23 protein-coding genes are annotated in these 23,328 nt (G+C 66.5%); 10 read left to right on the top strand and 13 right to left on the bottom strand.

Annotated features, from left to right (window positions below; genetic code table 11):
* Position 1 precedes the first annotated feature (1 nt).
* The 4 genes from AU187_RS22105 to AU187_RS22090 are packed head-to-tail and all read right to left on the bottom strand — an operon-like array spanning position 2 to position 3,179.
* Positions 2-961, bottom strand: coding sequence for an LmeA family phospholipid-binding protein (locus AU187_RS22105; RefSeq protein ID WP_059099181.1), 960 nt, complete (start codon positions 959-961; stop codon positions 2-4).
* The gene (locus tag AU187_RS22100; RefSeq protein WP_059099180.1) at positions 958-1,785 is read right to left on the bottom strand and encodes a carbon-nitrogen hydrolase family protein; all 828 of its coding nucleotides are present in this window, start codon (positions 1,783-1,785) and stop codon (positions 958-960) included. The genes AU187_RS22105 and AU187_RS22100 overlap by 4 nt, the downstream gene beginning before the upstream one ends.
* Positions 1,786-1,834: 49 nt before the next feature.
* On the bottom strand, positions 1,835-2,617 hold the full coding sequence (locus AU187_RS22095) for a class I SAM-dependent methyltransferase (protein WP_059099179.1): 783 nt from the start codon (positions 2,615-2,617) through the stop codon (positions 1,835-1,837).
* A 55-nt stretch (positions 2,618-2,672) separates the two neighbouring features.
* Positions 2,673-3,179, bottom strand: a complete 507-nt coding sequence (locus AU187_RS22090) for a DUF2505 domain-containing protein (protein WP_059099178.1) — start codon at positions 3,177-3,179, stop codon at positions 2,673-2,675.
* Positions 3,180-3,205: 26 nt separating this feature from the next.
* On the opposite strand from AU187_RS22090, the gene AU187_RS22085 reads away from it, so the two are divergent.
* Positions 3,206-4,273, top strand: a complete 1,068-nt coding sequence (locus tag AU187_RS22085) for a UDP-N-acetylmuramate dehydrogenase (protein ID WP_059099177.1) — start codon at positions 3,206-3,208, stop codon at positions 4,271-4,273.
* A 15-nt stretch (positions 4,274-4,288) separates the two neighbouring features.
* Positions 4,289-5,569: a L,D-transpeptidase gene (locus AU187_RS22080; protein ID WP_059099176.1), complete on the top strand. Its 1,281-nt coding sequence runs from the start codon at positions 4,289-4,291 to the stop codon at positions 5,567-5,569.
* 81 nt (positions 5,570-5,650) lie between these two features.
* On the opposite strand, the gene AU187_RS22075 is transcribed toward AU187_RS22080, so the two are convergent.
* The gene (locus AU187_RS22075) at positions 5,651-6,418 is read right to left on the bottom strand and encodes an SDR family oxidoreductase (protein WP_059099175.1); all 768 of its coding nucleotides are present in this window, start codon (positions 6,416-6,418) and stop codon (positions 5,651-5,653) included.
* A 181-nt stretch (positions 6,419-6,599) separates the two neighbouring features.
* Here AU187_RS22075 and AU187_RS22070 point away from each other — a divergent pair, with 181 nt between their 5' ends.
* The 8 genes from AU187_RS22070 (at position 6,600) to AU187_RS22035 (ending at position 15,503) form a co-directional block, all read left to right on the top strand.
* Positions 6,600-7,889 carry an ROK family protein gene (locus tag AU187_RS22070; protein WP_059099174.1) on the top strand — a complete coding sequence of 430 codons (1,290 nt, stop codon included), beginning with the start codon at positions 6,600-6,602 and terminating at the stop codon, positions 7,887-7,889.
* Between the two features lie 35 nt (positions 7,890-7,924).
* Positions 7,925-9,226: a D-inositol-3-phosphate glycosyltransferase gene (gene mshA / locus AU187_RS22065; protein WP_059099173.1), complete on the top strand. Its 1,302-nt coding sequence runs from the start codon at positions 7,925-7,927 to the stop codon at positions 9,224-9,226.
* A complete protein-coding gene (locus AU187_RS22060; protein WP_059099172.1) occupies positions 9,223-9,735 on the top strand; it encodes a type III secretion system chaperone family protein in 513 nt (170 codons plus the stop codon). The genes mshA and AU187_RS22060 overlap by 4 nt, the downstream gene beginning before the upstream one ends.
* A gap of 108 nt (positions 9,736-9,843) precedes the next feature.
* Positions 9,844-10,593, top strand: a complete 750-nt coding sequence (locus AU187_RS22055; protein WP_059099171.1) for a phosphoglyceromutase — start codon at positions 9,844-9,846, stop codon at positions 10,591-10,593.
* Positions 10,594-10,734: 141 nt separating this feature from the next.
* A complete protein-coding gene (locus AU187_RS22050) occupies positions 10,735-11,919 on the top strand; it encodes a sensor histidine kinase (RefSeq protein WP_059099170.1) in 1,185 nt (394 codons plus the stop codon).
* A complete protein-coding gene (regX, locus tag AU187_RS22045; protein WP_059099169.1) occupies positions 11,916-12,602 on the top strand; it encodes a two-component sensory transduction protein RegX in 687 nt (228 codons plus the stop codon). The genes AU187_RS22050 and regX overlap by 4 nt, the downstream gene beginning before the upstream one ends.
* Before the next feature lie 129 nt (positions 12,603-12,731).
* Positions 12,732-13,688, top strand: a complete 957-nt coding sequence (locus tag AU187_RS22040) for an SAM-dependent methyltransferase (RefSeq protein ID WP_059099168.1) — start codon at positions 12,732-12,734, stop codon at positions 13,686-13,688.
* 9 nt (positions 13,689-13,697) lie between these two features.
* Positions 13,698-15,503, top strand: a complete 1,806-nt coding sequence (locus AU187_RS22035; protein ID WP_059099167.1) for an SDR family oxidoreductase — start codon at positions 13,698-13,700, stop codon at positions 15,501-15,503.
* A gap of 9 nt (positions 15,504-15,512) precedes the next feature.
* Here the strand turns inward: AU187_RS22035 and AU187_RS22030 are convergent, their stop codons facing one another.
* The 8 genes from AU187_RS22030 to AU187_RS21995 are packed head-to-tail and all read right to left on the bottom strand — an operon-like array spanning position 15,513 to position 23,325.
* On the bottom strand, positions 15,513-16,289 hold the full coding sequence (locus AU187_RS22030) for a hypothetical protein (protein ID WP_059099166.1): 777 nt from the start codon (positions 16,287-16,289) through the stop codon (positions 15,513-15,515).
* A 4-nt stretch (positions 16,290-16,293) separates the two neighbouring features.
* On the bottom strand, positions 16,294-17,037 hold the full coding sequence (locus AU187_RS22025) for a PsbP-related protein (protein WP_059099165.1): 744 nt from the start codon (positions 17,035-17,037) through the stop codon (positions 16,294-16,296).
* A 39-nt stretch (positions 17,038-17,076) separates the two neighbouring features.
* Positions 17,077-18,045, bottom strand: a complete 969-nt coding sequence (locus tag AU187_RS22020; protein WP_059099164.1) for an MlaD family protein — start codon at positions 18,043-18,045, stop codon at positions 17,077-17,079.
* The gene (locus tag AU187_RS22015) at positions 18,042-19,085 is read right to left on the bottom strand and encodes an MlaD family protein (RefSeq protein WP_059099163.1); all 1,044 of its coding nucleotides are present in this window, start codon (positions 19,083-19,085) and stop codon (positions 18,042-18,044) included. Before AU187_RS22015 ends, AU187_RS22020 begins: the two co-directional genes overlap by 4 nt.
* On the bottom strand, positions 19,082-20,248 hold the full coding sequence (locus tag AU187_RS22010) for an MlaD family protein (protein WP_059167287.1): 1,167 nt from the start codon (positions 20,246-20,248) through the stop codon (positions 19,082-19,084). Before AU187_RS22010 ends, AU187_RS22015 begins: the two co-directional genes overlap by 4 nt.
* Position 20,249: 1 nt before the next feature.
* Positions 20,250-21,263 carry an MlaD family protein gene (locus tag AU187_RS22005; protein WP_059099221.1) on the bottom strand — a complete coding sequence of 338 codons (1,014 nt, stop codon included), beginning with the start codon at positions 21,261-21,263 and terminating at the stop codon, positions 20,250-20,252.
* Entirely contained in the window at positions 21,260-22,270 is a 1,011-nt protein-coding gene (locus AU187_RS22000) for an MlaD family protein (RefSeq protein ID WP_059099161.1), read from the bottom strand. Before AU187_RS22000 ends, AU187_RS22005 begins: the two co-directional genes overlap by 4 nt.
* Positions 22,271-22,272: 2 nt before the next feature.
* Positions 22,273-23,325, bottom strand: coding sequence for an MlaD family protein (locus AU187_RS21995; RefSeq protein WP_059167286.1), 1,053 nt, complete (start codon positions 23,323-23,325; stop codon positions 22,273-22,275).
* Between the last annotated feature and the right edge of the window lie 3 nt (positions 23,326-23,328).

Genomic DNA, 23,328 nt, shown 5'->3' with positions numbered 1-23,328 from the left:
GTCACAGCGCCGCGAAACAGGGGTCCTGTTCGCCCTTGGGGATGTCAGCGTTCTGCGTCGAGAACCGGCTCACCACACCGTCTTCGGTGACATCGACCGAATCGGCCTTGACTCCCAGCGGGTAATTCTTCGTCAGCTCGGAGGTGAACGCATCCAGCGCCGGCTGGACGGTTTCCCGCGGCAGCGTGAAGCCGAGCCCGGTCAGCTCGAGAACCTGCAACGAGATCCCGCCGTCGGCCACCGTGGGCTTGGTGACGATGTTGCCCAGCGCGCCCTCCAGTTCGATGGTGCCTTCGGACGGGTTGGTCGTGACGCCGGTGACGAATGAACCGATCAGGGGGATCGAGTCGGTGATGGTCTGGTGGATGCCCTCCGAAGACCAGGTGATGTCCGCGACCAGCGAGCCGATCGATCCACTCGAGGTGGCCGTGTCCTCGAGGCGGACGTCCTGGATCGCCAGCTCGACCTTCATGCCTTTGGCGTCGCGGATCTGGTTGCCGGCGGTCTCGATGTGGATGTTCGTGTAGTGACCGGACATGTGCTGGATCAGGAAGGGCGGCATGACGCCGAACGACGCGGTGGCATCATCCTCGACAACGCACGACGTGGCGTCGGCGACGACGTTGTTGGCGCGGTTGCGAGCGTAGAGCTCACCGGCCAGCAGGCCGGCCAGCGTCAGCCCGATCACGATGACGACGATCAGCACGATCGACAGCGGATCGCGGAACACGTCCTTGATCTTCGAACCGGACGACGGACGCTTCTGTGGGGCCGACGGCCCTTGAGGACCTTGTGGCGGCCCGGGTGGACCTTGTGGCGGCCCCGGCGGTGGACCCTGTGGCGGCCCGGGCGGAGCTTGTGGCGGCCCCGGCGGTGGACCCTGTGGCGGCCCAGGCGGACCTTGTGGCGGCCCCGGCGGTGGCGGCGGCGGTTGGTTCGGGCGAGCCCAGGGGTCGGTCACGACCGCGATTCTGCCTTATCGAGGCGGGTGAAGTCTGCGCGGTTGCGCATCACCGCGATCGTCTCGCGGACCTTGCGCCCGGCGTCCAGGTCGATGTCGGCCACCAATAACTGCGGGTCGGCGCCCGTCGCCGACACCACCTCACCGGTCGGGGACGCGATCAGGCTGCCCCCCACACCGGTCGGGCCCAGAGCCGCGATGTCGGCGTCCGGGCACGCCTGGTCGACCGCCGCGACGTAGCCGGTCGTGTCGATGGCGCGGGCCCGGGCCAGCAGCGACCATTGCTCGAGCTTGCCCGGCCCGCTGCCCCACGACGCATGGACGGTGATCAGCTGCGCGCCCCGTCGGGCCAACTCGACGTACAACTCGGGGAAGCGGACGTCGTAACACAGCGTCAGGCCGACGCGAACCCCGTCGACGTCGATCACGACCGGTTCGCGCCCGGGCGCGACGGTCTTGGACTCCTGGAAGCCGAACGCGTCGTAGAGGTGGATCTTCTCGTAGTGCGCATCGATGGGTCCGTCCGAGCCGGGCCCCGTCGCGATCAACGTGTTGAAGACCCGCCCGTCGCCGGACGGCACGAACATGCCCGCCACGACGACGATTCCCGCCCGCTCGGCGATCGCCCGCACCTGCGACGCCCATGGTCCGTCCAGCGGCTCGGCGATGGGAGCGAGTGGCACCCCGAACCGGCACATCGTTGCCTCCGGGAACAGCACCATCCGGGCGCCGGCGTCCGCGGCGCGCCGGGTGTACTCCTCGACCAGCGCAAGGTTCTCGGAAGGCTCGGTGCCGCTGAGGATCTGCGCTAGGGCAATCCGCATTGGCCCAGCCTACGGCTTCGATCGTTGATCACGCCTCACGGGCGGTTCGTCAGGTCGGTGCGACCGTCGACCAAGGCACGGTCAGCACCCCGTCACGCATCCGGCGACGGGCGGGGGCGACAGGAAAGCCGTTGTCGCGCAACGTCTCCAGCATCGCACGCCACCGCACCCGCGGGCCGAACACCCCGTGACCCGCCACGCTGGCCCACGCCCGGTCGGCGGCGGTCAGCAGCGCGTGCACGGGTTGACCGTCGACGTTGTGGTGGATCAGCACCTTGGGCAGCCGCTCGGCGAGGTCGGAGGGTCGCTCGATCGCGAACGGGTCGCATGCCAGGGTCAGGCTTATCGGCCCGTCGGCGTCGAGCAGCACCCAGCAGCAGCGCCTGCCGAGCTCGTCGCAGGTGCCGTCGACGATGAGCCCGCCGGGTGCCAGTTGCCGCTGCATCGTCGACCACGCCTGCGCGACGGTTTCGACCGGGTACTGGCGCAGCACGTTGAACGCCCGCACCAGGACCGGATGCATGCCCGCCAATTCGAAACCGCCGAGGCCGAATTCGACCGAGTCGGTTACCGCGGTGCGGGCCGTGCGCACCCGCTCGGGGTCAATCTCCAGTCCTATTACACGAATATCGTTGCGCACCAAGCGGAGCCGTGCCGCAAGCTCCAGGGTTGTGACCGGAAGCGCGCCATAACCGAGATCGATGACGAGCGGGTCCTCGGCGGAGAGCAAGGTCGCGCGGACCCGCGGCGCGTGGACGAGCCAGCGATCGCTCCGACGCAACCGGTTGTAGCCGGTGGTGCCCCGCGTCAGCTGACCGATGGGCCCGCACATGATCCGATTCTAGAAAGCGACGACGGCGACGCCGGGAACCGCGCCGTCTTGAGCGTCAGGCGTTCTCGGCGATCCACACGGTTGTGAAGCGCTGCTCGGCGATCAGCAGATCCACCAGTTGACCGCCGATGAAGTTCTCGATCTTGCCGCCGACGAGCGGCACCCGAACCTCGACCTCGACGGTGAACTCCAGCCGCGAACCGGGACCGGCCGGCGCCAGTACCGCGGTGCCGGTCAAACCGGCCGGTGCACCGGGAATCGACCCCTTGACCGTCGCGTCGGCCTTGCCGTCGCGGACCGGGCTCCAGGTCTCTTCGCGCACGAAGCTCAGGTCGCCGCGATGAAACTGGGTCACCACCCCGGGCAACCGGTCCACCCGCAGCGTTTGAGTGGTGACAACGTCGATACCGCCGTGCTCGTCGACGACCATGGAGTCCAGCGAGTAGTCGTCGGCGCCGGAATCGGTCAGCCGCGCCAGCCAGTAGCGTTCGTCGCTGAAAGCCCGGTGGACCTGTTCGACGCTGCCCCCGTACTCGGCGGCCATGTCGAATGAACGCGGCATAGCTGGTCAGGCTACCGTTACCGCCCGTGGTCAGTTCGCAACCCGGGGGCGCTTTGGTCGAGGAGGCGGTGCCGCTCGCACCGCTGACCACACTGCGCGTCGGACCCGTTGCGCGGCGGCTGATCACATGCGACACCACCCAGAAAGTGATCGACGTGGTCCGCAACCTCGGCCCGGATGACGACGCGCTGGTGCTGGCGGGCGGCTCGAACGTGGTGATCTGTGACCAGTTGACCGACCTGTCCGTCATCTACCTCGCGAACACCGAGATCACCGTCGACGGCAACCTGGTTCGCGTCGAGGCCGGCGCGGTGTGGGACGACGTCGTGGTGACCTCGCTGGCGCACGGGCTGGGCGGGCTGGAGTGCCTGTCCGGAATCCCGGGATCCGCCGGCGCGACACCGGTGCAGAACGTCGGCGCGTACGGCGCGGAGGTGGCCGACACCATCCGGCGGGTGCGGCTGCTGGACCGTCGCACCGGGAGAGATCGCTGGGTCACCCCGGACGCGCTGCGGTTCGGCTACCGCACCAGCGTCCTCAAACGCGCGCACGACGCGATCGTGCTCGAAGTGGAGTTCGCCCTGGACCCCGACGGGCGCAGCGCGCCGCTGCGCTACCGCGAACTGGCCGCCACGCTGGGTGTCGAGCAAGGATCGCGCGCCGATCCGCTCGCGGTGCGTGAGGCGGTGCTGGCACTGCGCTCGAGCAAGGGCATGGTCATCGACGCCGGCTCGGAAAACCCGGATCACGACACCTGGAGCGTCGGCTCGTTCTTCACCAACCCCGTCGTCACGCCCGCCGAGTTCGAGCGGATCCGCGCCCAGCAGGACGGGCCGGTGCCCAACTATCCGGCGCCCGACGGCGTCAAGCTCGCCGCGGGTTGGCTCGTCGAGCACGCCGGCTTCGGCAAGGGATATCCGGGCGCGGATGCTTCCGTGCGGCTGTCGACCAAGCACGCGCTGGCGCTCACCAATCGCGGCGGCGCCACCACCGCCGATGTGATCGCGCTGGCCAGGACGGTACGTGACGGTGTTCGAACGAGTTTCGGGATCGAACTCACAGCCGAGCCTGACCTGATCGGCTGTTCGCTGTAGGTACGCTGGGTCCACGTGAGTACCGGGGAACCCCTGCCGTCGTTCAACCGACGGCGCGCCCTGACCGCACTGGCGGTCGGTGTCGTCGCGCCCGGGGCCCTGGCCGCCTGCATGGCCAACGGCGACGAACCGTCCGCGCAGGACGCGCCCGCAGAACCCACGCTGAACTTCAAGCCGGCCAACGACGCCACCGACATCTCGCCGACCGAGCGCGCCGGCGTCGAGGTCAGCAACGGCTGGTTCCAGCGGATCACCCTGACCAACCCCGACGGCAAGGTCGTCGCCGGCGCGCTCAACCGCGACCGCACCGAGTTCACGATCACCGAACCGCTGGGCTACGGCGCCGAGTACACCTGGAAGGGCTCGGTCGTCGGCCGCGACGGCAAGGCGGTGCAGGTCGACGGTTCGTTCTCCACGATCAACCCCAGCACCCAGGTCAGCGGTCAGTTCCAGCTCGCCGACGGCCAGGTGGTCGGGGTGGCCGCCCCGATCATCATCCAGTTCGACGCCCCGATCAGCGACAAGGCGACGGTGGAGAAGGCGCTCAAGGTCACCACCGAGCCGCCCGTCGAGGGCAGCTGGGCGTGGCTGCCCGACGAGGTCGGCGGGTCCCGCGTGCACTGGCGCACCCGCGAGTACTACCCGGCCGGCACCAAGGTGCACGTCGACGCCAAGCTGTACGGCGTGCCGTTCGGCGACGACGCCTACGGCGCGCAGGACGCGACGCTGAGCTTCGAGATCGGCCGTCGCCAAGTCGTCAGGGCCGAGGCGTCGTCGCACCGCATCCAGGTCCTCGACGCCAACGGCGCGGTGATCATGGACTTCCCGTGCAGCTACGGCGAGGGTGACCTGGACCGCAACGTCACCCGCAGCGGGATCCACGTCGTCACGGAGAAGTACGAAGACTTCTGGATGACCAATCCCGCGGCCGGTTACGCCAACATCCACGAGCGGTGGGCGGTGCGGATCTCCAACAACGGCGAGTTCATCCACGCCAACCCCGCCAGCCTCGGTTCGCAGGGCAGCAGCAACGTCACCAACGGCTGCATCAACCTCTCGGAGTCCGACGCCGAGCAGTACTTCCACACCGCCGTTTACGGCGATCCCGTCGAGGTCACCGGGACCCGCATCGAGTTGTCGTACTCCGATGGCGACATCTGGGACTGGGTGGTGCCGTGGGACGAATGGAAGGCGATGTCGGCGCTGTCGGAGCAGAACGGACCGGACATTCCGAGCACCGCGCCCGCGACCCCCTCGGGCGCACCGCAACCGGTCAACGGCCGCCCCGGCCGCTAGTTCATTGACGCAATGTCGCGCTGAGAACGCCGCCGCGGCTATATATGCGCGGCGTCGCTGTCAGGCTGACATTGCGATCGGCTAGCGCCGGTTGAAGCGGGATCCGCTGGCGCCGCTGACCTGATCGCGCGGCCGCACGACGATCAGATCCAGGTCGACGTGCGACGGTCGGCCCGCGACGAACCCGATGATCTCGGCGACGTCTTCGGCCAGCAGCGGGGTGACGCCTTCGTAGACCTTGGCGGCGCGTTCCTCGTCGCCCTCGAACCGGTTCAGCGAGAAGTCGGTTTTCACCATGCCCGGCGCAACTTCGGTGAGCCGCACGGGTTTTCCGAGCAGCTCACTGCGCAACGTCCGGTGCAGCACGCCTTGGGCATGCTTGGCGGAGGTGTACCCGCCGCCATTGTCGTAGATCTCCACCGCGGCGATCGAGGTGACGGTGACGATCAACCCGTCGCCGGAGTCGATCAGCCTCGGCAACAGCGCGCGGGTCACCAGCAGTGTGCCGAGCACGTTTGCCTCCCACATCCAGCGCCAGTGCTCGATGTCGGCCTCGGCCACCGGATCCAGTCCTCGCGCGCCTCCGGCGTTGTTGACCAGCACCGAAACCTGCCCGGGTACCCGGTCCAGCGCCTCTGCCAGCGCCGACACCGCCTCGGTGGACGTGACGTCCGCCACGATCGCGGTGCCGCCGATCTCTTCGGCGAGGGCCTCGATGGGCTGCTGGCGACGGGCTACGCAGACGACGTGAAAACCTTGTGCGGCAAGGGTTCTCGCGGTGGCCGCGCCGATGCCTGCGCTGGCGCCGGTGACCACCGCGACTCGACTGTCGGTCCGGGGTGTCGTCATCTGCCCAACTTTAGTTGGCGTGCTAAGTTCACCGTGTGCTGTCCAGTCAGGCCTGTTCCCGGCGTGCGTGTTGTTGTCGCGCACTTCGCCGCGCCTGACTGACCCCGGACAACCGCTGTCCTGCTGAGTCGCCGGGTGTGGCCCGAGAACCCACCGGCCGACCTCTCCGAAGGACAAGCAGATGCGCACTTCCGTCACCACCACACTTCCCGCGAAGCCGTCGGTCCGCAGCGCCCAGCACGCCAAGCGCGCGCTGTTGGCCCGCCGGCATGTCGTCGCGCCGGCGCTGAAGGTGGCCGACGCCGCCGCCGCGTCGGTGTTCAGTGCGGCCCGCCTGCGCGGGCCCATCGCCCGTGACGTCATCGCCCAGGTCACCGGCCTGAGCATCGCGACCGTCAACCGCCAGGTCACCGCCCTGCTCGAGGCCGGTGTACTGCGCGAACGCGCCGACCTCGCGGTTTCCGGCGCGATCGGCAGGCCCCGCGTGCCCGTGGAGGTGAAGCACGAACCGTTCCTCACGCTGGGGATCCACATCGGCGCCCGCAGCACCAGCATCGTGGCCGCCGACCTCTTCGGTCGCACCCTCGACGTCGTCGAAACGCCTACTCCGCGGGCCCCGCAGGCCACCGCGCTGGCGTCGCTGGCCGACAGCGCCCGCCGTTACCTGGGCCACTGGCATCGCCGCCGCCCGCTCTGGGTGGGCGTGGCGGCCGGCGGCGTCGTCGACAGCACGACCGGTTACCTCGACCATCCGCGGCTCGGCTGGTCCGACGCGCCGGTCGGGCCGGTACTCGCCGAAACCCTCGGTCTGCCGGTGTCGGTCGCCTCGCATGTGGACGCGATGGCCGGGGCCGAACTGCTGCTCGGGGGGCGCAGGCAGGCCTCGGACACGTCGACGAGCCTGTACGTCTATGCCCGCGAAACCGTCGGCTACGCGCTGTCGATCGGCGGCCGGGTTCACTCGCCGGCCAGCGGCCCCGGCACCATCGCCGCTCTGCCTGTGCAGTCCGAATTGCTCGGTGGCACAGGGCAACTGGAGTCCACAGTCAGTGACGAAGCGGTGCTGATCGCGGCCCGCAAGGCGCGCATCATCGCCGCCGAGGGCCCCGGCTCGACGATGCAGGCGCTGTTCAAGATTGCCCGCCAGGGCAACCGGCCCGCGCAGGAGCTGCTGGCCGAACGGGCACGGGTGCTGGGCGAGGCCGTCGCGCTGCTGCGCGACATGCTCAACCCCGACGACCTGATCGTTGGCGGCCAGGCGTTCACCGAATATCCCGAGGGCATGAGCGTCGCGGCGGCCGCGTTCGCGCAGCGTTCGGTGATGCCTTCGCGCGAGATCCGGCTGACCGTCTTCGGCAACCGCGTTCAGGAGGCCGGTGCGGGTGTGGTGTCGCTCGGCGGCCTGTACGCCGACCCGATCGGGGCCATGCGCCGGGCGCAGCGCCGGGAGGCCGCCGAAGCCACTGCGTGACTGGGCGCCTGCGGGCGCGGTGTAGACATGACTGTGTGCGCCTAGCAACGGAACTGCCCCGACGCGTAGCCGTGCTGTCGGTGCACACGTCGCCGCTGGCCCAGCCCGGCACGGGCGATGCCGGCGGCATGAACGTCTACGTGCTGCAGAGTGCGCTGCAGATGGCTCGCCGCGGAGTCGAGGTCGAGATCTTCACCCGCGCGACCTCGTCGTCTGATCCGCCGACAGTGCGGGTGGCGCCCGGGGTGCTGGTGCGCAACGTGGTGGCCGGGCCGTTCGAGGGGCTGGACAAGTACGACCTGCCCACGCAGTTGTGCGCCTTCACTGCGGGGGTACTGCGCGCCGAGGCGACGCACGAACCCGGCTACTACGACATCGTGCACTCGCACTACTGGTTGTCCGGTCAGGTGGGCTGGCTGGCCCGCGACCGCTGGGCCGTCCCACTGGTGCACACCGCGCACACCCTGGCCGCGGTCAAGAATGCCGCGCTGGCCGACGGCGACTCGCCCGAGCCGCCGCTGCGCGCGGTCGGTGAGCAGCAGGTCGTCGACGAAGCCGACCGGTTGATAGTCAACACCGAACATGAAGCGCAGCAACTGATCTCGATGCATCATGCAGATCCGGCGCGGATCGACGTCGTGCACCCGGGCGTCGACCTGGAGGTGTTCACGCCGGGGGATCGGAAAGCGGCGCGCGCCGCGCTGGGGCTGGCCGCCGACGAACGGATCGTCGCATTCGTGGGCCGCATCCAGCCGCTGAAGGCGCCCGACGTGGCATTGCGCGCGGTCGCCAAGCTGCCCGGGGTGCGCGTGCTGGTGGCGGGCGGTCCGTCGGGCAACGGGTTGCAGGCCCCGGACGGGTTGGTTCGGCTGGCCGACGATCTGGGTATCTCGGACCGGGTGACGTTCCTGCCGCCGCAGTCGCGCGAACAGCTGGTCAACGTGTACCGGGCCGCAGATCTGGTGGCGGTGCCCAGCTATTCGGAGTCCTTCGGCCTGGTCGCGGTGGAAGCGCAAGCGTGCGGCACACCGGTGGTGGCCGCGGCGGTCGGCGGATTGCCGGTCGCGGTGCGCGACGGCGTCACCGGGATCCTGGTCGACGGGCACGACGACGGGGACTGGGCGCACGCCATCGGCGATCTGCTGCAGCGCGCCGACGGCATGAGACCCGCCGCGATCGCCCACGCCGCCACGTTCTCGTGGTCCCGCACCGTCGATGCGCTGCTGGCCAGCTACGGGCGTGCGATCGGCGATTACCGGGCACGCCACCGGTCACGCGACGGCGGCGCCCGCCGCACCGGCCGGCGGTTCTCGCGGCGACGAGGGGTGCGGGCATGAGCACCGACGCGGCGAAGGTCATCGAGGAAGCGTGCAAGGAGAACGGCCTGGTCTGCACGCACCACGAGGGCGCGCACGGCGGATTGCCCGGCATCATCGTCGAACTACCCGGCGAGCGACGGCTGAAGACCAACACGATCCTGTCCATCGGCGAACACTCGGTGCGGATCGAGGCGTTCGTCTGCCGCAAACCCGATGAGAACCACGAGGGCGTGTACCGGTTCCTCCTCAAGCGCAACCGCCGGCTCTACGGCGTGGCCTACACGCTCGACAACGTCGGCGACATCTATCTCGTCGGCCGGATGTCGTTGGAATCCGTCACCTCCGAGGAGGTCGACCGCGTGCTCGGCCAGGTGCTCGAAGCCGTCGACAACGACTTCAACACGTTGCTGGAGTTGGGTTTTCGCTCGTCGATCCAGAAGGAGTGGGAGTGGCGGGTGTCGCGCGGCGAGTCGTTGAAGAACTTGCAGGCGTTCGCCCACCTGATCGAAGACGACGACGAGGACTGACGCCTCGCCGAAACCTACGTTTTGGCGGCTTTTCTCGCGAGATTCCCGCCATTTCGTCGATCTCGGTACGGGCAGAAGTCGATCCGTCTGCCATGAGAAGATTTCGGCATGGGTGACTGCACGTTGATCCTGCTTCGCCACGGCGAGAGCGACTGGAACGAGAAGAATCTGTTCACCGGCTGGGTCGACGTCGACCTCACCGAGAAGGGTCGCGCCGAAGCAGTGCGGGCCGGCGAGCTGATCAAGGAGCTCGACCGCCAACCCGACGTGCTCTACACCTCGTTGCTGCGCCGCGCGATCACCACCGCCAACCTGGCGTTGGACAAGGCCGACCGGCACTGGATCCCCGTGCACCGCGACTGGCGGCTCAACGAGCGGCACTACGGCGCGTTGCAAGGGCTGAACAAGGCCGAGACCAAGGACAAGTACGGCGAAGAGCAGTTCATGGCGTGGCGGCGCAGCTATGACACCCCGCCGCCGCCGATCGACCCCGGCAGCACCTACAGCCAGGACGGCGACCCGCGCTACGCCGACGTGCCCGGTGGCCCGCCGCGCACCGAGTGCCTCAAGGACGTGGTCGAGCGGTTCGTGCCGTACTACACCGAGACGATCGAACCGGACCTGCGGGCGGGCAAGACCGTGCTGATCGCGGCGCATGGCAATTCGCTGCGTGCGCTGGTCAAGTACCTCGACGGCATGTCCGACGAGGATGTCGTCGGGCTCAACATCCCGACCGGCATCCCGCTGCGCTACGACCTGGACTCCGATCTCAAGCCGACCGTCATCGGCGGCACCTACCTGGATCCCGAAGCCGCGGCCGCGGGCGCCGCCGCCGTCGCGTCCCAGGGCGCGAAATAGCCGCGCAATAGGGCGGCTACGGCGAACATCGGGTTAACAGGGGGAGGCCGGGGCCCGAATTTCCTTCTTTCCTTGTGTGACTTGTCCCGATTCGGCCGCACGCTGCTGGGATGACGTTCACCGGATGCGTACGATTTCCGCGTGAGTGTCGTTTCGGCACTGCTGCTCGCAGCGGTGGTCGCACTGCTCGCTCTGGTGACCGGTGTGGCCCTCGGAGCGGGGCTGGCGCCCCGTCTGAGGGAACGTCGCCAGCGTCGGGCCAGCGCGCAGGCCGGCATCACCGTCTCGCAGATGCTCTCCCACGTCGCTTCGCGGTCACCCACGGGAATCGTGGTGGTCGACCACTTCCGTGATGTCGTCTACGCCAACGACCGGGCCCGTGAGCTGGGCTTGGTCCGGGACCGGCTGCTCGACGAGCGGGCCTGGCGGGCCGCCGAGCGCACGCTGACCACCGGCGAGCCCACCGAAGTGGACCTCGCGGGAAACAAGCGGGCCAACCCCGGCCGGTCCGGGCTCTCGGTGCGTGGCCACGTTCGACTGCTGACCGAGCAGGATCGCCGGTTCGCGGTCGTCTACGTCGACGACCAGTCCGAGCACGCCCGGATGGAAGCCACCCGCCGCGACTTCGTGGCCAACGTCAGCCACGAGCTCAAGACCCCGGTCGGCGCGATGGGCGTGCTGGCCGAGGCGCTGCTCGCGTCGGCCGACGACCCCGCCACCGTGCGCCGGTTCGCCGAGAAGATGGTGGCCGAGTCCAACCGGCTGGCCAACATGGTCGGCGAGTTGATCGAGCTGTCGCGCCTGCAGGGCGCCGAGGCCCTGCCGGCCCTGGACGCCGTCGACGTCGACACCGTGGTCGCCGAGGCGCTGTCCCGCCACAAGGTGCCGGCCGACAACGCCGACATCAGGATCACCACCGACGCGCCGACCGGTTTCCGCGCGCTGGGTGACCAGTCGTTGCTGGTCACCGCGATCGCGAACCTGGTGTCCAACGCGATCGCCTACTCGCCGCACGGGTCGTCGGTCTCGATCAGCCGCAGGCGGCGCGGAGACACCATCGAGATCGCGGTCACCGACCGCGGTATCGGCATCGCCCGCGAGGACCAGGAGCGGGTGTTCGAGCGATTCTTCCGCGTCGACAAGGCGCGTTCCCGGGCCACCGGCGGCACCGGGTTGGGGTTGGCGATCGTCAAGCACGTCGCGGCCAACCACAACGGAAGCATCCGGCTGTGGAGTCAGCCGGGTACGGGATCGACGTTCACGCTGTCGATTCCGGCCTACCCCGATCATGAATCGGACGAACGAGAGGACCAGCGAGACCAATGACCAGTGTGCTGATCGTGGAGGACGAGGAGTCCTTGGCCGATCCCCTGGCCTTTCTGCTTCGCAAGGAGGGGTTCGAGGCCACCGTCGTCACCGACGGGCCGACCGCCCTCGCCGAGTTCGAACGCGCCGGCGCCGACATCGTGCTGCTCGACTTGATGCTGCCCGGTATGAGCGGGACGGACGTGTGCAAGCAATTACGTTCGCGCTCAAGCGTTCCGGTGATCATGGTGACCGCTCGCGACAGCGAGATCGACAAGGTGGTCGGCCTGGAACTCGGCGCCGACGACTATGTCACCAAGCCGTACTCGGCGCGGGAGCTGATCGCCCGAATCCGTGCGGTGCTGCGGCGCGGCGCCGACAACGACGACATCGGCCTCAGCGACAGCGTGCTGGAGGCCGGACCCGTCCGGATGGATGTCGAGCGCCACGTGGTGTCGGTGAATGGGGAGCCGATCACGTTGCCGCTCAAGGAGTTCGATCTGCTCGAGTATCTGATGCGCAACAGCGGCCGGGTGCTGACCCGCGGCCAGCTCATCGACCGGGTGTGGGGCGCCGACTACGTCGGTGACACGAAAACCCTTGACGTGCATGTCAAGAGGTTGCGGTCGAAGATCGAGGCGGATCCCGCGAACCCGGTGCACCTGGTCACCGTCCGCGGCCTCGGTTACAAGCTCGAGGGCTAGCCGCCCTCGGATTTCGGTGTAGTTGGCGGCGGTGAGCGCGACCAACTACACCGGATCTCGCGTGCGCAAAAGTGGATCACGACGAAGGGTATCCAGTACCTCAGGTATCTAGTACTATCTGTATGGGTAATGCATGTTGGCCCGCTCTCAGATGGGAAACAGCACGTGACGACGATTCCGCGCAACACCCGGGATGAATCCCTCGGCGCTCGGCTAGGGCGATGGGCCGACGAATGGCGACAGATGGCGGCCGTTTCTTTGTCGTCGTCGGGCGGTCCGAAGGCCGGTCAGATCTACGACATCGTCGGTACTCAGAATCTGTACGGCGAGGAATCGCTGTTCATCAACTTCGGCCATTGGAAGAACGGTCCGGCGACCCTGGACGAAGCGAGTCGCGATTTGGCTCGGTTGCTCGCGCGCACCGCCGACTTCAACTCATCTGACACGATCGTGGACTGCGGCTGCGGTTACGGCGATCAAGACATGTTGTGGATCAACGAGTTCGGCCCCGAGTACATCACCGGAGTAAACGTCGCTGCCGAGCAGGTCGCAATCGCGACACGGCGGGTGGCCGAGGCCGGGTTGGCCGACAGGATCAGCTTCGTCAACGCGTCCGCGACCGATCTGCCGTTCGAAGACGAATCGTGCACCAAGGTGGTGGCGCTGGAATCCGCCTTCCACTTCCCGTCGCGAGTGGATTTCTTCGCCGAGGCGCTGCGGGTGCTGCAACCCGGCGGACTTCTGGTGACGGCCGACATCGTGCCCACGCGCACACCACTGACCGCGCTGGCCCGCCGCGAGGTTGCGCGTCGCGGCTGGCGGCGTGCGTCCCGATGGGCTGTCGCCGCGGCGGCCGACCTTGCCGGGTATCGCGATCTCCTGCAGTGCATGGGCTTTGTGGATGTTCAGACACGACCCATCACCGATGACGTCTATGCCCCGCTGGGCAGATTCCTGACGAAGAGATTGCGCGACGCCGACATGCGGCATGTGAACCCTGTCGTTCGTTATTCGTTCACTCCCTTGGGTTTTCGGTTTGCCACACTCTTCTCGGATTACATTGTGGCCGTGGCGGCCAAGGCATAGGGGATCGCAATGGAATCGGTATCGGATCTTGTGGGCGGTCACGAGAAGGAGGCCTCCGCGGGACCGCAGGTCACCCACCGCGTGGTGCGCAACGGCGACATCGACATCGCCGTTTACGAGCAAGGCAATCGGGCCGGCGAGACGCTGCTGCTATTGCACGGGTGGCCGGACTCGCACGACATGTGGAACTCCGTCACGCCACATCTGATCGATCGGTTCCGCGTGGTGACCGTCGACAACCGCGGACATGGGCAGTCGTCGAACCCGAAGAGCTATCGAGAGTTCAAGCTGGCAGCCCTCGCCAGCGACTACCTCGCCGTGATCGATGCAGTCGGCGACGGCAAACCGGTCCACGTGCTCGCCCACGACTGGGGCAGCGTCGCGATGTGGGAGGCCGTGTGCGATCCGACCGCGCAGCACAAGATCGCCTCTTTCACGTCGGTTGCGGGCCCCAACGCCGCGCACCTGACGATGTGGGCGCGGCATCGGCTGTCTCGGCCGACGCCGAAGAATGTCGCACATGTGCTAGCTCAGGTGGCTTCGCTTCTCTACATGGCGTACTTCGCGTTGCCGCTCGTCCCGAAGGCGTTCTTCCGGATGACAATGACCGCCGAGCGTTGGCGCACAGGGCTTTCCCGCGTCGAGGGGGCCGACGCAAACCAGATATGGCTGGGCCCCACCTTCGACCGGGACATCGGCAACGGGTTGCGCATTTACCGGGCCAACATCTTGTCGGCCCTCAAACCGCGGGACCAGTTCACCCAAGTTCCGGTGCAGGTGATCGTCGGGACGAATGATCCCGCAGTCCGCGCGGCCAGCTACTCCGACGAACTCAAGTGGGCTCCCGCGGTTTGGCAGCGAGTGGTGCGCGGCGGGCACTGGTTGCCGTTTTCGCACCCCGAGCTTCTGGCGACCGCGACGACCGAATTGATCGACGCGGTCTCCGGTCTGCCTCCGACACGGGGGCTGCGCCGGGCCGAAATGGGCAGGAAGCGAAGGCCGTTCGATGACCAACTCGTGGTGATCACCGGTGCAGGCAGTGGCATCGGCCGAGAGACCGCCATTGCCTTCGCCCGCGACGGTGCCGAGGTCGTCGTCTCGGACGTCAACCTGGCATCGGCGAAGGAGACGGCCGCGCTGATCGGCGAGCTCGGCGCTGACGCCCACGCCTATCAACTGGACGTCTCCGACGAGGCGGCGGTCGTCGCTCATGCCGAGCAGGTGGTGGCCGCGCACGGAGTACCCGACGTGCTGGTCAACAACGCCGGCGTGGGCCAGGCCGGTCGGTTCTTGGCGACGACGTCCGACGAGTTCAAGCGCGTGCTCGACGTCAACCTGTATGGCGTTGTCAACGGCTGCCGCGCGTTCGGGCCGAAGATGGTCAGCCGCGGTCTCGGCGGGCACATCGTGAACCTGTCCAGCATGGCCGCCTACACACCGCAGCAGGGCTTCACCGCCTACTCGACCAGTAAGTCCGCGGTATTCATGTTCTCCGACTGCCTACGCGCCGAGTTGGCGTCCGCAGGTATCGGCGTCAGCACGATTTGCCCAGGCATCGTGCACACCAACATCGTTCGCAGTTCAGTGGTGTCGGGCCTCTCCGAGCAGGAGGCCGAAAAGAAGCTTGCGACGGTCGATCGCGCGTATCGACTCCGCCGCTACGGTCCCGACAAGGTCGCCAAACAGATCGTCGCGGCGGTGCGCAAGAACAAGTCCGTCGTCCCGGTGACGCCCGAAGCGCGGCTACAGTACCTGGCGCACAGGCTGGCCCCGGGTATCGGTCGGATCGCCGCCAGGAAGGTCGCTTTAGGGTAGTGACGTGTGCTACCGCGGGCGCCAAGGGGCGGCCGAAACCCGTTGCGCGTCCGGCCATATCGCCATCGCTGCCGGTGAGGCGCAGAAGACGTCCTGGGCTCGCTTGATGTCCATACGGATCATGCCCAGACCCTCTTGTTGGTGCGTACGGCAGCTCACCGTGCGCACCTCCCCGGTGTGCAGGTCGATGTCCTCGGCCTGAAGGGTCAACGTGACCGCGACGGTGAACCCGGCGCCGGTTGGCACGTAGAAGGTGAGATCGCGGCTGGTCAATGCGCCCCAATTGGTGACGATGTAGCCGTCGCCGCTGGGGTAGACGGCTTGCCCCTCCATCTGAGTTCGTTCGAAATACGCCCGGTCCCCCTCTGCGCGCCACACGGAAAACCGGGTGTTCGAGCCGCCGTTGTACGACCGACGCGCGATCGGCACGATAATTTCCTCGCGGCCGTCGCCGTCGAGATCCTCCAGGCCGACCGGCGCCGGGTCGGAGGGCTCGGTGACCTCGTTGATGGTCTGAGTGACGGTGCCGGACCCGTCGGTGACCTCGATCTTCACCGCCAACGGTGGCGCCGAGGGGCCGCCGGTACTCCAGTAGGTCACGTCGAACGCCAAACCCCTCCGATCCGTGGAAATGAGCCGGCAGTCCTCGTGCCCCATCGGTTCGGCGGGGTTGATCATCGTCTTGTGGTGAGCGCAACGAGGCAAGGTGTCGTCCGCGCTAACCGGCGGGCAGCAGGCGAACACCGCCGCGGTTACCGCCGTCGTTCCGACCAGCGCGCGAAACATCGTGCTACCGCGGGGGAGTCGGTCGGCCGGGACTCGGACCGGGCTCAGCTGGAGGACCCGGTTGACTGGGCAGCACCTGATCGGCGTTGGCGGCCTTGCTCCCGGTCTTGGGGCCGATATCGGAGACCTGCCACGTGTCGCCCGCTTTGTTGACGGTGATCTGCAAGAGAACTATCGACACCCGAGGCTCCGGATTCTGCAAATTCCTGGTGGTCTGGCTGGCCGACACCACCACTTGGTAGACATCGCCGGGCTGTGGGGTCACCTCCGTCGCCAGCACTTCACCGGTCGAGGTGACCTGCGCCTGAAGCATCACGCCCTTGAGCAAGTCTTCGGCATTGATGTACTTGTCCTTCAGCGCGTCGGACACGCCCTCCTCGACCGATCGGAAGAATGCGTCGGGGTCTTTGAACGAATACGTCAACGACTTGAGCGCGTAGTCCTTCGCCAGCTGTGCGGCGGCGGCGCGGTTGGCCTCTTCCTGACGCATCGCCGAGAGCTGGTCCGCGGCGTTCTTGTACTGGAGATAACCGAACACACCGACGCCGATGAGAACGATGAGCAACACAGCGGCAACCCATTGCCAGGGATTCCGGCGGGAGGACGCCGGCTTGTGATCTTCGTCGACGGGCTCGGGCTTCTCGTCTACCTTGCCTACCTTGTCTACCTTGTCGTGCGACTCCTTGGCGGTGCTCTCCTGCTCGACCGTGGCGCCTTCGTCGACGTCGTCCTCGGAGCTGTCTGCCATGTCCGCCTCACTCGTTGTTCTGATTGTCATGATGCCCCCTTACGGCTGTGGCCATTCTGGAACGAGAAGTTGAAGACGCATGGCGCCTTCGTCGTTGAACGTGGACTCCCAGAAGTCGAGCCAATGTCCGGCGTCGATTTCGACATCGCGGATGGGTGCCGTCGCCGGTTCGAGCACGGTGGCGAAGGTACTCAAGGGCCCGGCGAGCAGTTCGATGTATTGGCTGATCTTGTCGACGAGGGATTCGATGGCTCCGTCGTCGCCGAACATGTCGGTGCCCAGCTGCGACAGGCTGTCGAATTCGCGGATCAGACGGACGAATTCGGGAACCGCGCTGGGCAGGATATGGCCGGTCTCGGAGAAGACCGCGCCCACCTTCAGGTCGCCCATCCCGGTGGTAAGTGTGGACAGGTTGCCGAAGAGCGTGTTGAGCAGTTGCTTGTTCTCCTGCACCATTCGGGCGTAGAGACCTGCCGTCGTCGCCAACGAATCGAGGGTCTCGTCGTTGCCGGTGATCGCCTCCGCGAGATTGGTCACCACGGTGCGCAAGTCCTCATGATTCAGCGCCGAGAACAACGCGTTACCGCGGGCGAGGATGTCGCTCACCGTGACGGCGCTTGTCACCCGGTCGGCAGGTATCACCGCACCGTCCGACAAGTAGGGCGGCGCAATGACTTCCGGTTTGAAGTCGATGTACTGTTCACCGGCCACGGAGAGGGCTTCGACGCTGATCGGGCTGTCGACGGGGACCGGATGTTCGCTGTCGAGATCAATAGCCACCGCCAAACCGGCAGGGGTGGCCTGGATGTCCGTGACCCGTCCGACCTTGATGCCGCGCATCGTGACATCGGATGTCGAGAGCAGGCCGCCGGAAGCTTCGAGCATCAACTGAATCCGGGTGACCTGCTTCGTCGGCCCCATATCGAGCACCCCGAGGGACATGTAGCCGGCGCCGATCAACGTGATGATTGCGAGGATCACCAGCGTCGCTCCTGCGTTGAACTTCATGGCGCGAGTAGGCCCATCGTCTGCATCCTGGTGATCACCTCGTCGGCGCGGGCCGCCGGATCCAGGCCGATCGACCCGTCCGGATTGTGCAGTCCGGTCACGGTGTAACGGGGCCCGCCCTTACGGAAGAAGCCGATGAGCTTGTCGCGGATGAGGTCGACCGTCTTGTCCATGATCGTCGGAATCGTGGTGTCGGCAGTGGCGACCGCGCCGATGAAAGGTGTTGCATGCGAGATCATCTGAAGTATCTCGGCGGTGTTCGGATCGATTGCCGGAGAGATGTTGCGGGCCAGCTTGCCTGCGTCTATCACAAGCTGCACGATGTTCAGCGTGACGCTGCCGAGTCCGATGAGCTTGTCGGGGCCTTCGGTTACCAGTCGGTCGAACGTGTCGGTGTTCTCCACCAAGCTGTTGCTGATGTTACGGGCGCTTGCCAGGATCTCGTTGATGGTGTCCTGATTTGCCGCGAGGTCGTTCAGCGTTCCCGCAACCTTCTGCTGAACTTCGGTGATCTCAGCGGGGTCGTTCGGGAAGGCGTTGTTGAGCTTGATCACCGTGTCCTGCAAGGTGTTCAGTCCGCCACCGGACGCGAGGTCGGACACGGACCGCAGGACATCCTCGACGTTGTCAGCGGGGGCGGTGTTGCTCAACGGGATCGCGTCGCCATCGTGAAGCGTGATCGGCGATGGATGATCCGGTGTCAGCAGCGCGATGTAGATGTCTCCGAGCACCGTTGCTTGGCGCAGTTCAGCGCGGGTGTTCTGAGGCAGCCGGACATCCGATGAGATGTCGACGCTGGCCACCGCGGTACTGCCGTCAAGCGCCACGTGATCGAGCACTCCGACCTGCACCCCGCCCGAATCCACCTTCGCCTTCGCAGGCAGATTCAGCACGCTGGAGAACTCAATCTTGATCCGGTACGCGTCACCCGGCACGTACGAGCCCGGCACGGGCAGGTCGGTCGGATCGAGTGAGCACGCGGGTGTCAGCGCCAGCGCCAGCGCGGTGATCACCGGGACACAAAGGCGTGCGGCGATCATCCGAGGGCTCCGCCCAGGATGAGGTTGGTGAGACCGAGAGTGACGGGGTCCGACGCCGTCCCGGGTGCGCACGCGGAATTGGCTCCCGGTGTGTTGCGGGCCCGCAGTTCGGTGCAGATGGCGCTCGCCTGAGTCGGTGAGATCGCGACGCGCGGTGGGTAATACGTGACGTTGTGGGTGCCCCATGTGGGCTCGTAGATGTCGGAAAGCCAATTGGTGAACTGCGGAAGCGAGTTGAGGAACTCGAGAATGTGAGGGGTGTAGGCGTTGAGGAGGTCAGTGACCCAGGGGATCAGCTTGTCGGAGATGTTGTGGTAGACCCGCGGAGCGAAACGATCGAGGGTGTCCTTCAATATCGGGAGCAGATGCACGAGCCTGCTCAACGCCGTTGCGAAGTGGTCGGAGAGGTTCTCTATCAACAGGGCCGTATCAGGCAGTGTCTTGATCACGACCGCGAATGTGTCCCAGTGCCGCAGCCACCCCGAGGTGAAGATTTCGCTGTTCTCCAGCAACTGCCGGTAGTCGGCGTCGGCCTTGTAGGGATCACCGACCATCGCGACGAGATTCTGCAGCGTCTGCTTGATGGTGACGCCCGTGCCGTCCAAGGATCGGCTGGCCGCGGCCAGGCTGTCATTGATCGCGGCCACGCCAGGCGCGCTGAACGGATCTTGGCCTGCCTCGCGGCCCAGGATGGCATCGGCGAGATCGCCGATCGCTGCGAAGGATTCGCTGATCCCGATCGGGGTCTTCGTGGACTTGATCGCAATACATTGCGGCCCGGTGAACTTGGGTCCACCGGCGTAGGGCTTGGTCAGCTCGACGTGGCGGTCGGTCACGATCGAGTCGCCGTAGGTGACTGCCCCGACGTCGGCGGGCAGGTCGAGATCCTTGCGGACGGTGAAGTCGACCCGGACGTGGTCGGACTCGTTGGTGATCGCCGTGACCTCGCCGACTTCAATCCCGAGCAATTGCACCTTGTTGCCGGTGTACAGACCCGCCGCGTCGGTGAACTCGGCGCACATCGCACGGACGCCATCGATCTTCGGCAGCAACGTCTTTGCGCCGACGACCGCGGCGGCGACCACCGTCAACACGATCGCGGTGGTCGCAACGCCCACGAACTTGGCACGGAACCTGTTGCGGAGAAAGTGTAGGGGCCTCATCTCAGCACTGCCTGGTGATGTTGGGAATGCACACGTCCTCGCCAGGCATGAGCCGGTCGCTCTCGTCGATCACGACGCCGTTGCCGCTAAGCATCGGAACCACGATCCGCAGGATCTGGCCCAGGCCGTCGGCCGCTTCGCCGATCCGTTCGGGATGGCTGAACAGCGTGTCGAAAATGTCGTCGATGCCGTGGGCCACCGGCGCGACCTCATCGTGGTAGAACACCATCAACCGGTCGACGAGGCGCGCGAGTTCGGATAGCAGGCTGAAGAATTCGACGATCTCTACGGACTTCGTGGTGAGTCGGGCGCCCACGAGCGCGAACTGCTGCGCCATGACGACCAGTTGTTGTCGGCCGGCGACGAAAGCGCTGGAGTACTCGTTGAGGAAGTCGAGTCCGCGGTGGTAGTCCGCGGTGACCTGGCTCAGCGACGTCGTCAGGGTGTTCGCGGTCTGGAGGACATCCCGCAACGCGTCGGGGTACTTGTTCGCCGCGTTGGCGACCTCGCTGAACGTGTCGTGGATGACGTCACCGTCGACCTCCTGAATCAGGGGTGTCGCCTCCTGAATGATGTCGTTGATCTCGAACGGGGTCGCCGTCTGTTGCGGGGGAATCACCTTGTCGCCCAACGGGTGAATCCCCTTGGGGTCGAGCGCCACGTAATGCCCGCCCAGCGGAGTGAGTAGCTTGATCTCCAGCGTGGAGTCCGAGCCGATCACGAGTGACTTCGTCACTTCGAAGGTCATCTTGACCACGGTGCCGTCCAGACCGATTGAGGTGACCTTGCCGACGGGTATTCCCGCGATGCGGATCTCGTCACCGGGCCGCGCCCCACCCGAGCTTTCAAAGTGCGCGGTATAGCTGCGCTGCCCGAGGGGGTTGACATAGAGCGCACCGGCTGCGACCAGCGACACCACGATGAGGAGGCTGCCGATGACACCGATCCGACGGCTGCGGGCGCCGGCGGCGTGCTCGTCGAGCAGGGCGGGGCGGTTGCGGCGGAAGAGCCTCATCGGCACACCACCAGGTTTTGTTCGGCGAAGGAGACGATGCCGATGCCTGGCAGGGTCACCTCGCCGTTGGAACACGTGAAACGCGGTACAGCGGGCCTGTCTTCGATGAGTTGGTTGCGCAGGCCCTGGATCAGCGACGGCACCAGCGACAGCCCGGCGATGATGGTCGGCGTCTGGGGGAACATCCGAGCGGTCAGGTCGTAGAACGGGACGGTCATACCGTCGAACGTGCGCTCGGTGTATTGCAGAATCTGGATCACGTTGCGCAGTGTCGGCACCGCTTCGTCGATGCCTTGACGGAATCCCTCGGCCTTGGCCGTCAGTCGGATCAGAACACCGTTGAGCGTCGTGATCAGGTCGAACAGTTGCTTCGATTTGCCGCCGAGGTCGACCGAGATTTCTCCGAGATTGCGGATCAGGGTGATGAAGACCGCTTGGCGATCGGCGGCGAATTTGGAGACCTCATCGAGGTCGCGCAGTACGGGCCCGATACCGGATTCGTCGCCTTGGATGAGCCGCAGCAGGTTCTCACCGAGCTGGTTGAACTCTGCCGGGTCCAAGGTACGGAAGATGGGCCGAAAACCGTTGAACAGCTTGGCCACATCGAACGACGGGATTGTCGAGCCGATCGGGATGGTGGAGCCCGCCGGTAGCAGGGCGCCTGGGGCATCGGGTTGGGCCAGTTCCAGATACCGCTGCCCCACGAGGTTCTGGTAGCGGACGGCAGCTACGGTCTCGCTGTACACGGGTTGACTGGCCACCACAGTGAACTCCACGTCGGCGTTGCGGCCGTTCAGTCGGATGGTCTTGACCTTGCCGACCTGGACGCCGGAGATCCGGACGTCGTCGCCGACGTACAGGCCGGAAACGTCGCTGAATGTCGCGGTGTACGTGGACTCCGCGCCCTCGACGGGGTTGCGCAGCGCGGTGACGACGATGAGCGCGCACACCAAGGCGATCGCGGCAAACACTGTCAACGCGAGGGCGGATCGTGCGGTCTTGTTCACCGTCAGCCCCCCGGCGCCACAGGTGTCGGTGGTGCTGGCTGCTCGGCGGGCAGGGCAGCGGCCAGGCCGGGCATCGCGTCCAGGAGCACATCGATGCGCAGCCGGACCTTGCCGTCGATGATGGGGAAAGCTGCACTGGTCCGGTCGATCAGCCCCGATAGGCGATCGTAGGCCGGTGCCAGGCTGCCCAGCGCGTAGGTGGTAGGTGCGGCGACGTTGACGATGCCGTTGGCCATCGGTACGACCCAGTGATTGTTCTTGTTGAACAGATCGGCGACGAAGTTCAACAGGCCACTGACCTGAACGAGGATCGTGTTCGTCCGGTCGGTCCCCCCCGGCTGCACAAGGAACGTCAACTCGTCCAGGAGCTGGTTCAGCAGCCCGGCGAGCGGAACCAAGTCGTTGACGCCGTTGACGAACGACGCGATGACCGACAGCGACTGTGAGATCGGTACGGTCTGTGCGTCGACGAGGATCTCGGCGGTGTCGAAAAGGGACCGAGCGGAAGGTTCGACGAGGTCGGCGTGCTTGCGCAGCGTCTCGATGATCCGGTCGACCGCGGGTGAATCCAGCACCGATGCGAGCTTGGTCCCCTCGCGCAGCAGCCCGGTGATCGACGAGGACCGCGCGTCGTCGCCGATCATCAAGGTCCGACCGGGTGCGAGCCGACCACCGCGTCCGCTACTCACGAGTTCGACTGCGGCCGTGCCGAATACGTTCGATGAGGTGAATTGGGCTCCGGTATCCGCTTTCAACGCGGCGGCCTGTCGTGGGTCGAGCACCAGGGTCAGCTTCTGCCTGTTGTAGCCGATCGCCTCCAGCTTCTTCACCGAACCGATCGTGAGGCCCCGGAATTTCACCTCTGCGCCGGGCGTGAGGCCCTCACCGATCGAGTTGGCGACAACGGTGAGGTTGAACGCGGGCTCGTACTTCCCAGAGGCGAGCTGGACCAGCAGCGTGGTGGCCACGGCCAGGGCGGCGAACACGACCACGCCCCGCAACCGCAGTTTCGTTTGGCTGGCTGCTCGTCCGGACTCGTCGTGGAAGATCGGCATGGG

Source organism: Mycobacterium sp. IS-1556, from assembly GCF_001499985.1.
Lineage (GTDB): Bacteria > Actinomycetota > Actinomycetes > Mycobacteriales > Mycobacteriaceae > Mycobacterium.
Note: the sequence above shows the minus strand (reverse complement) of the source record. Positions and strands in the feature narration are given on the sequence as shown.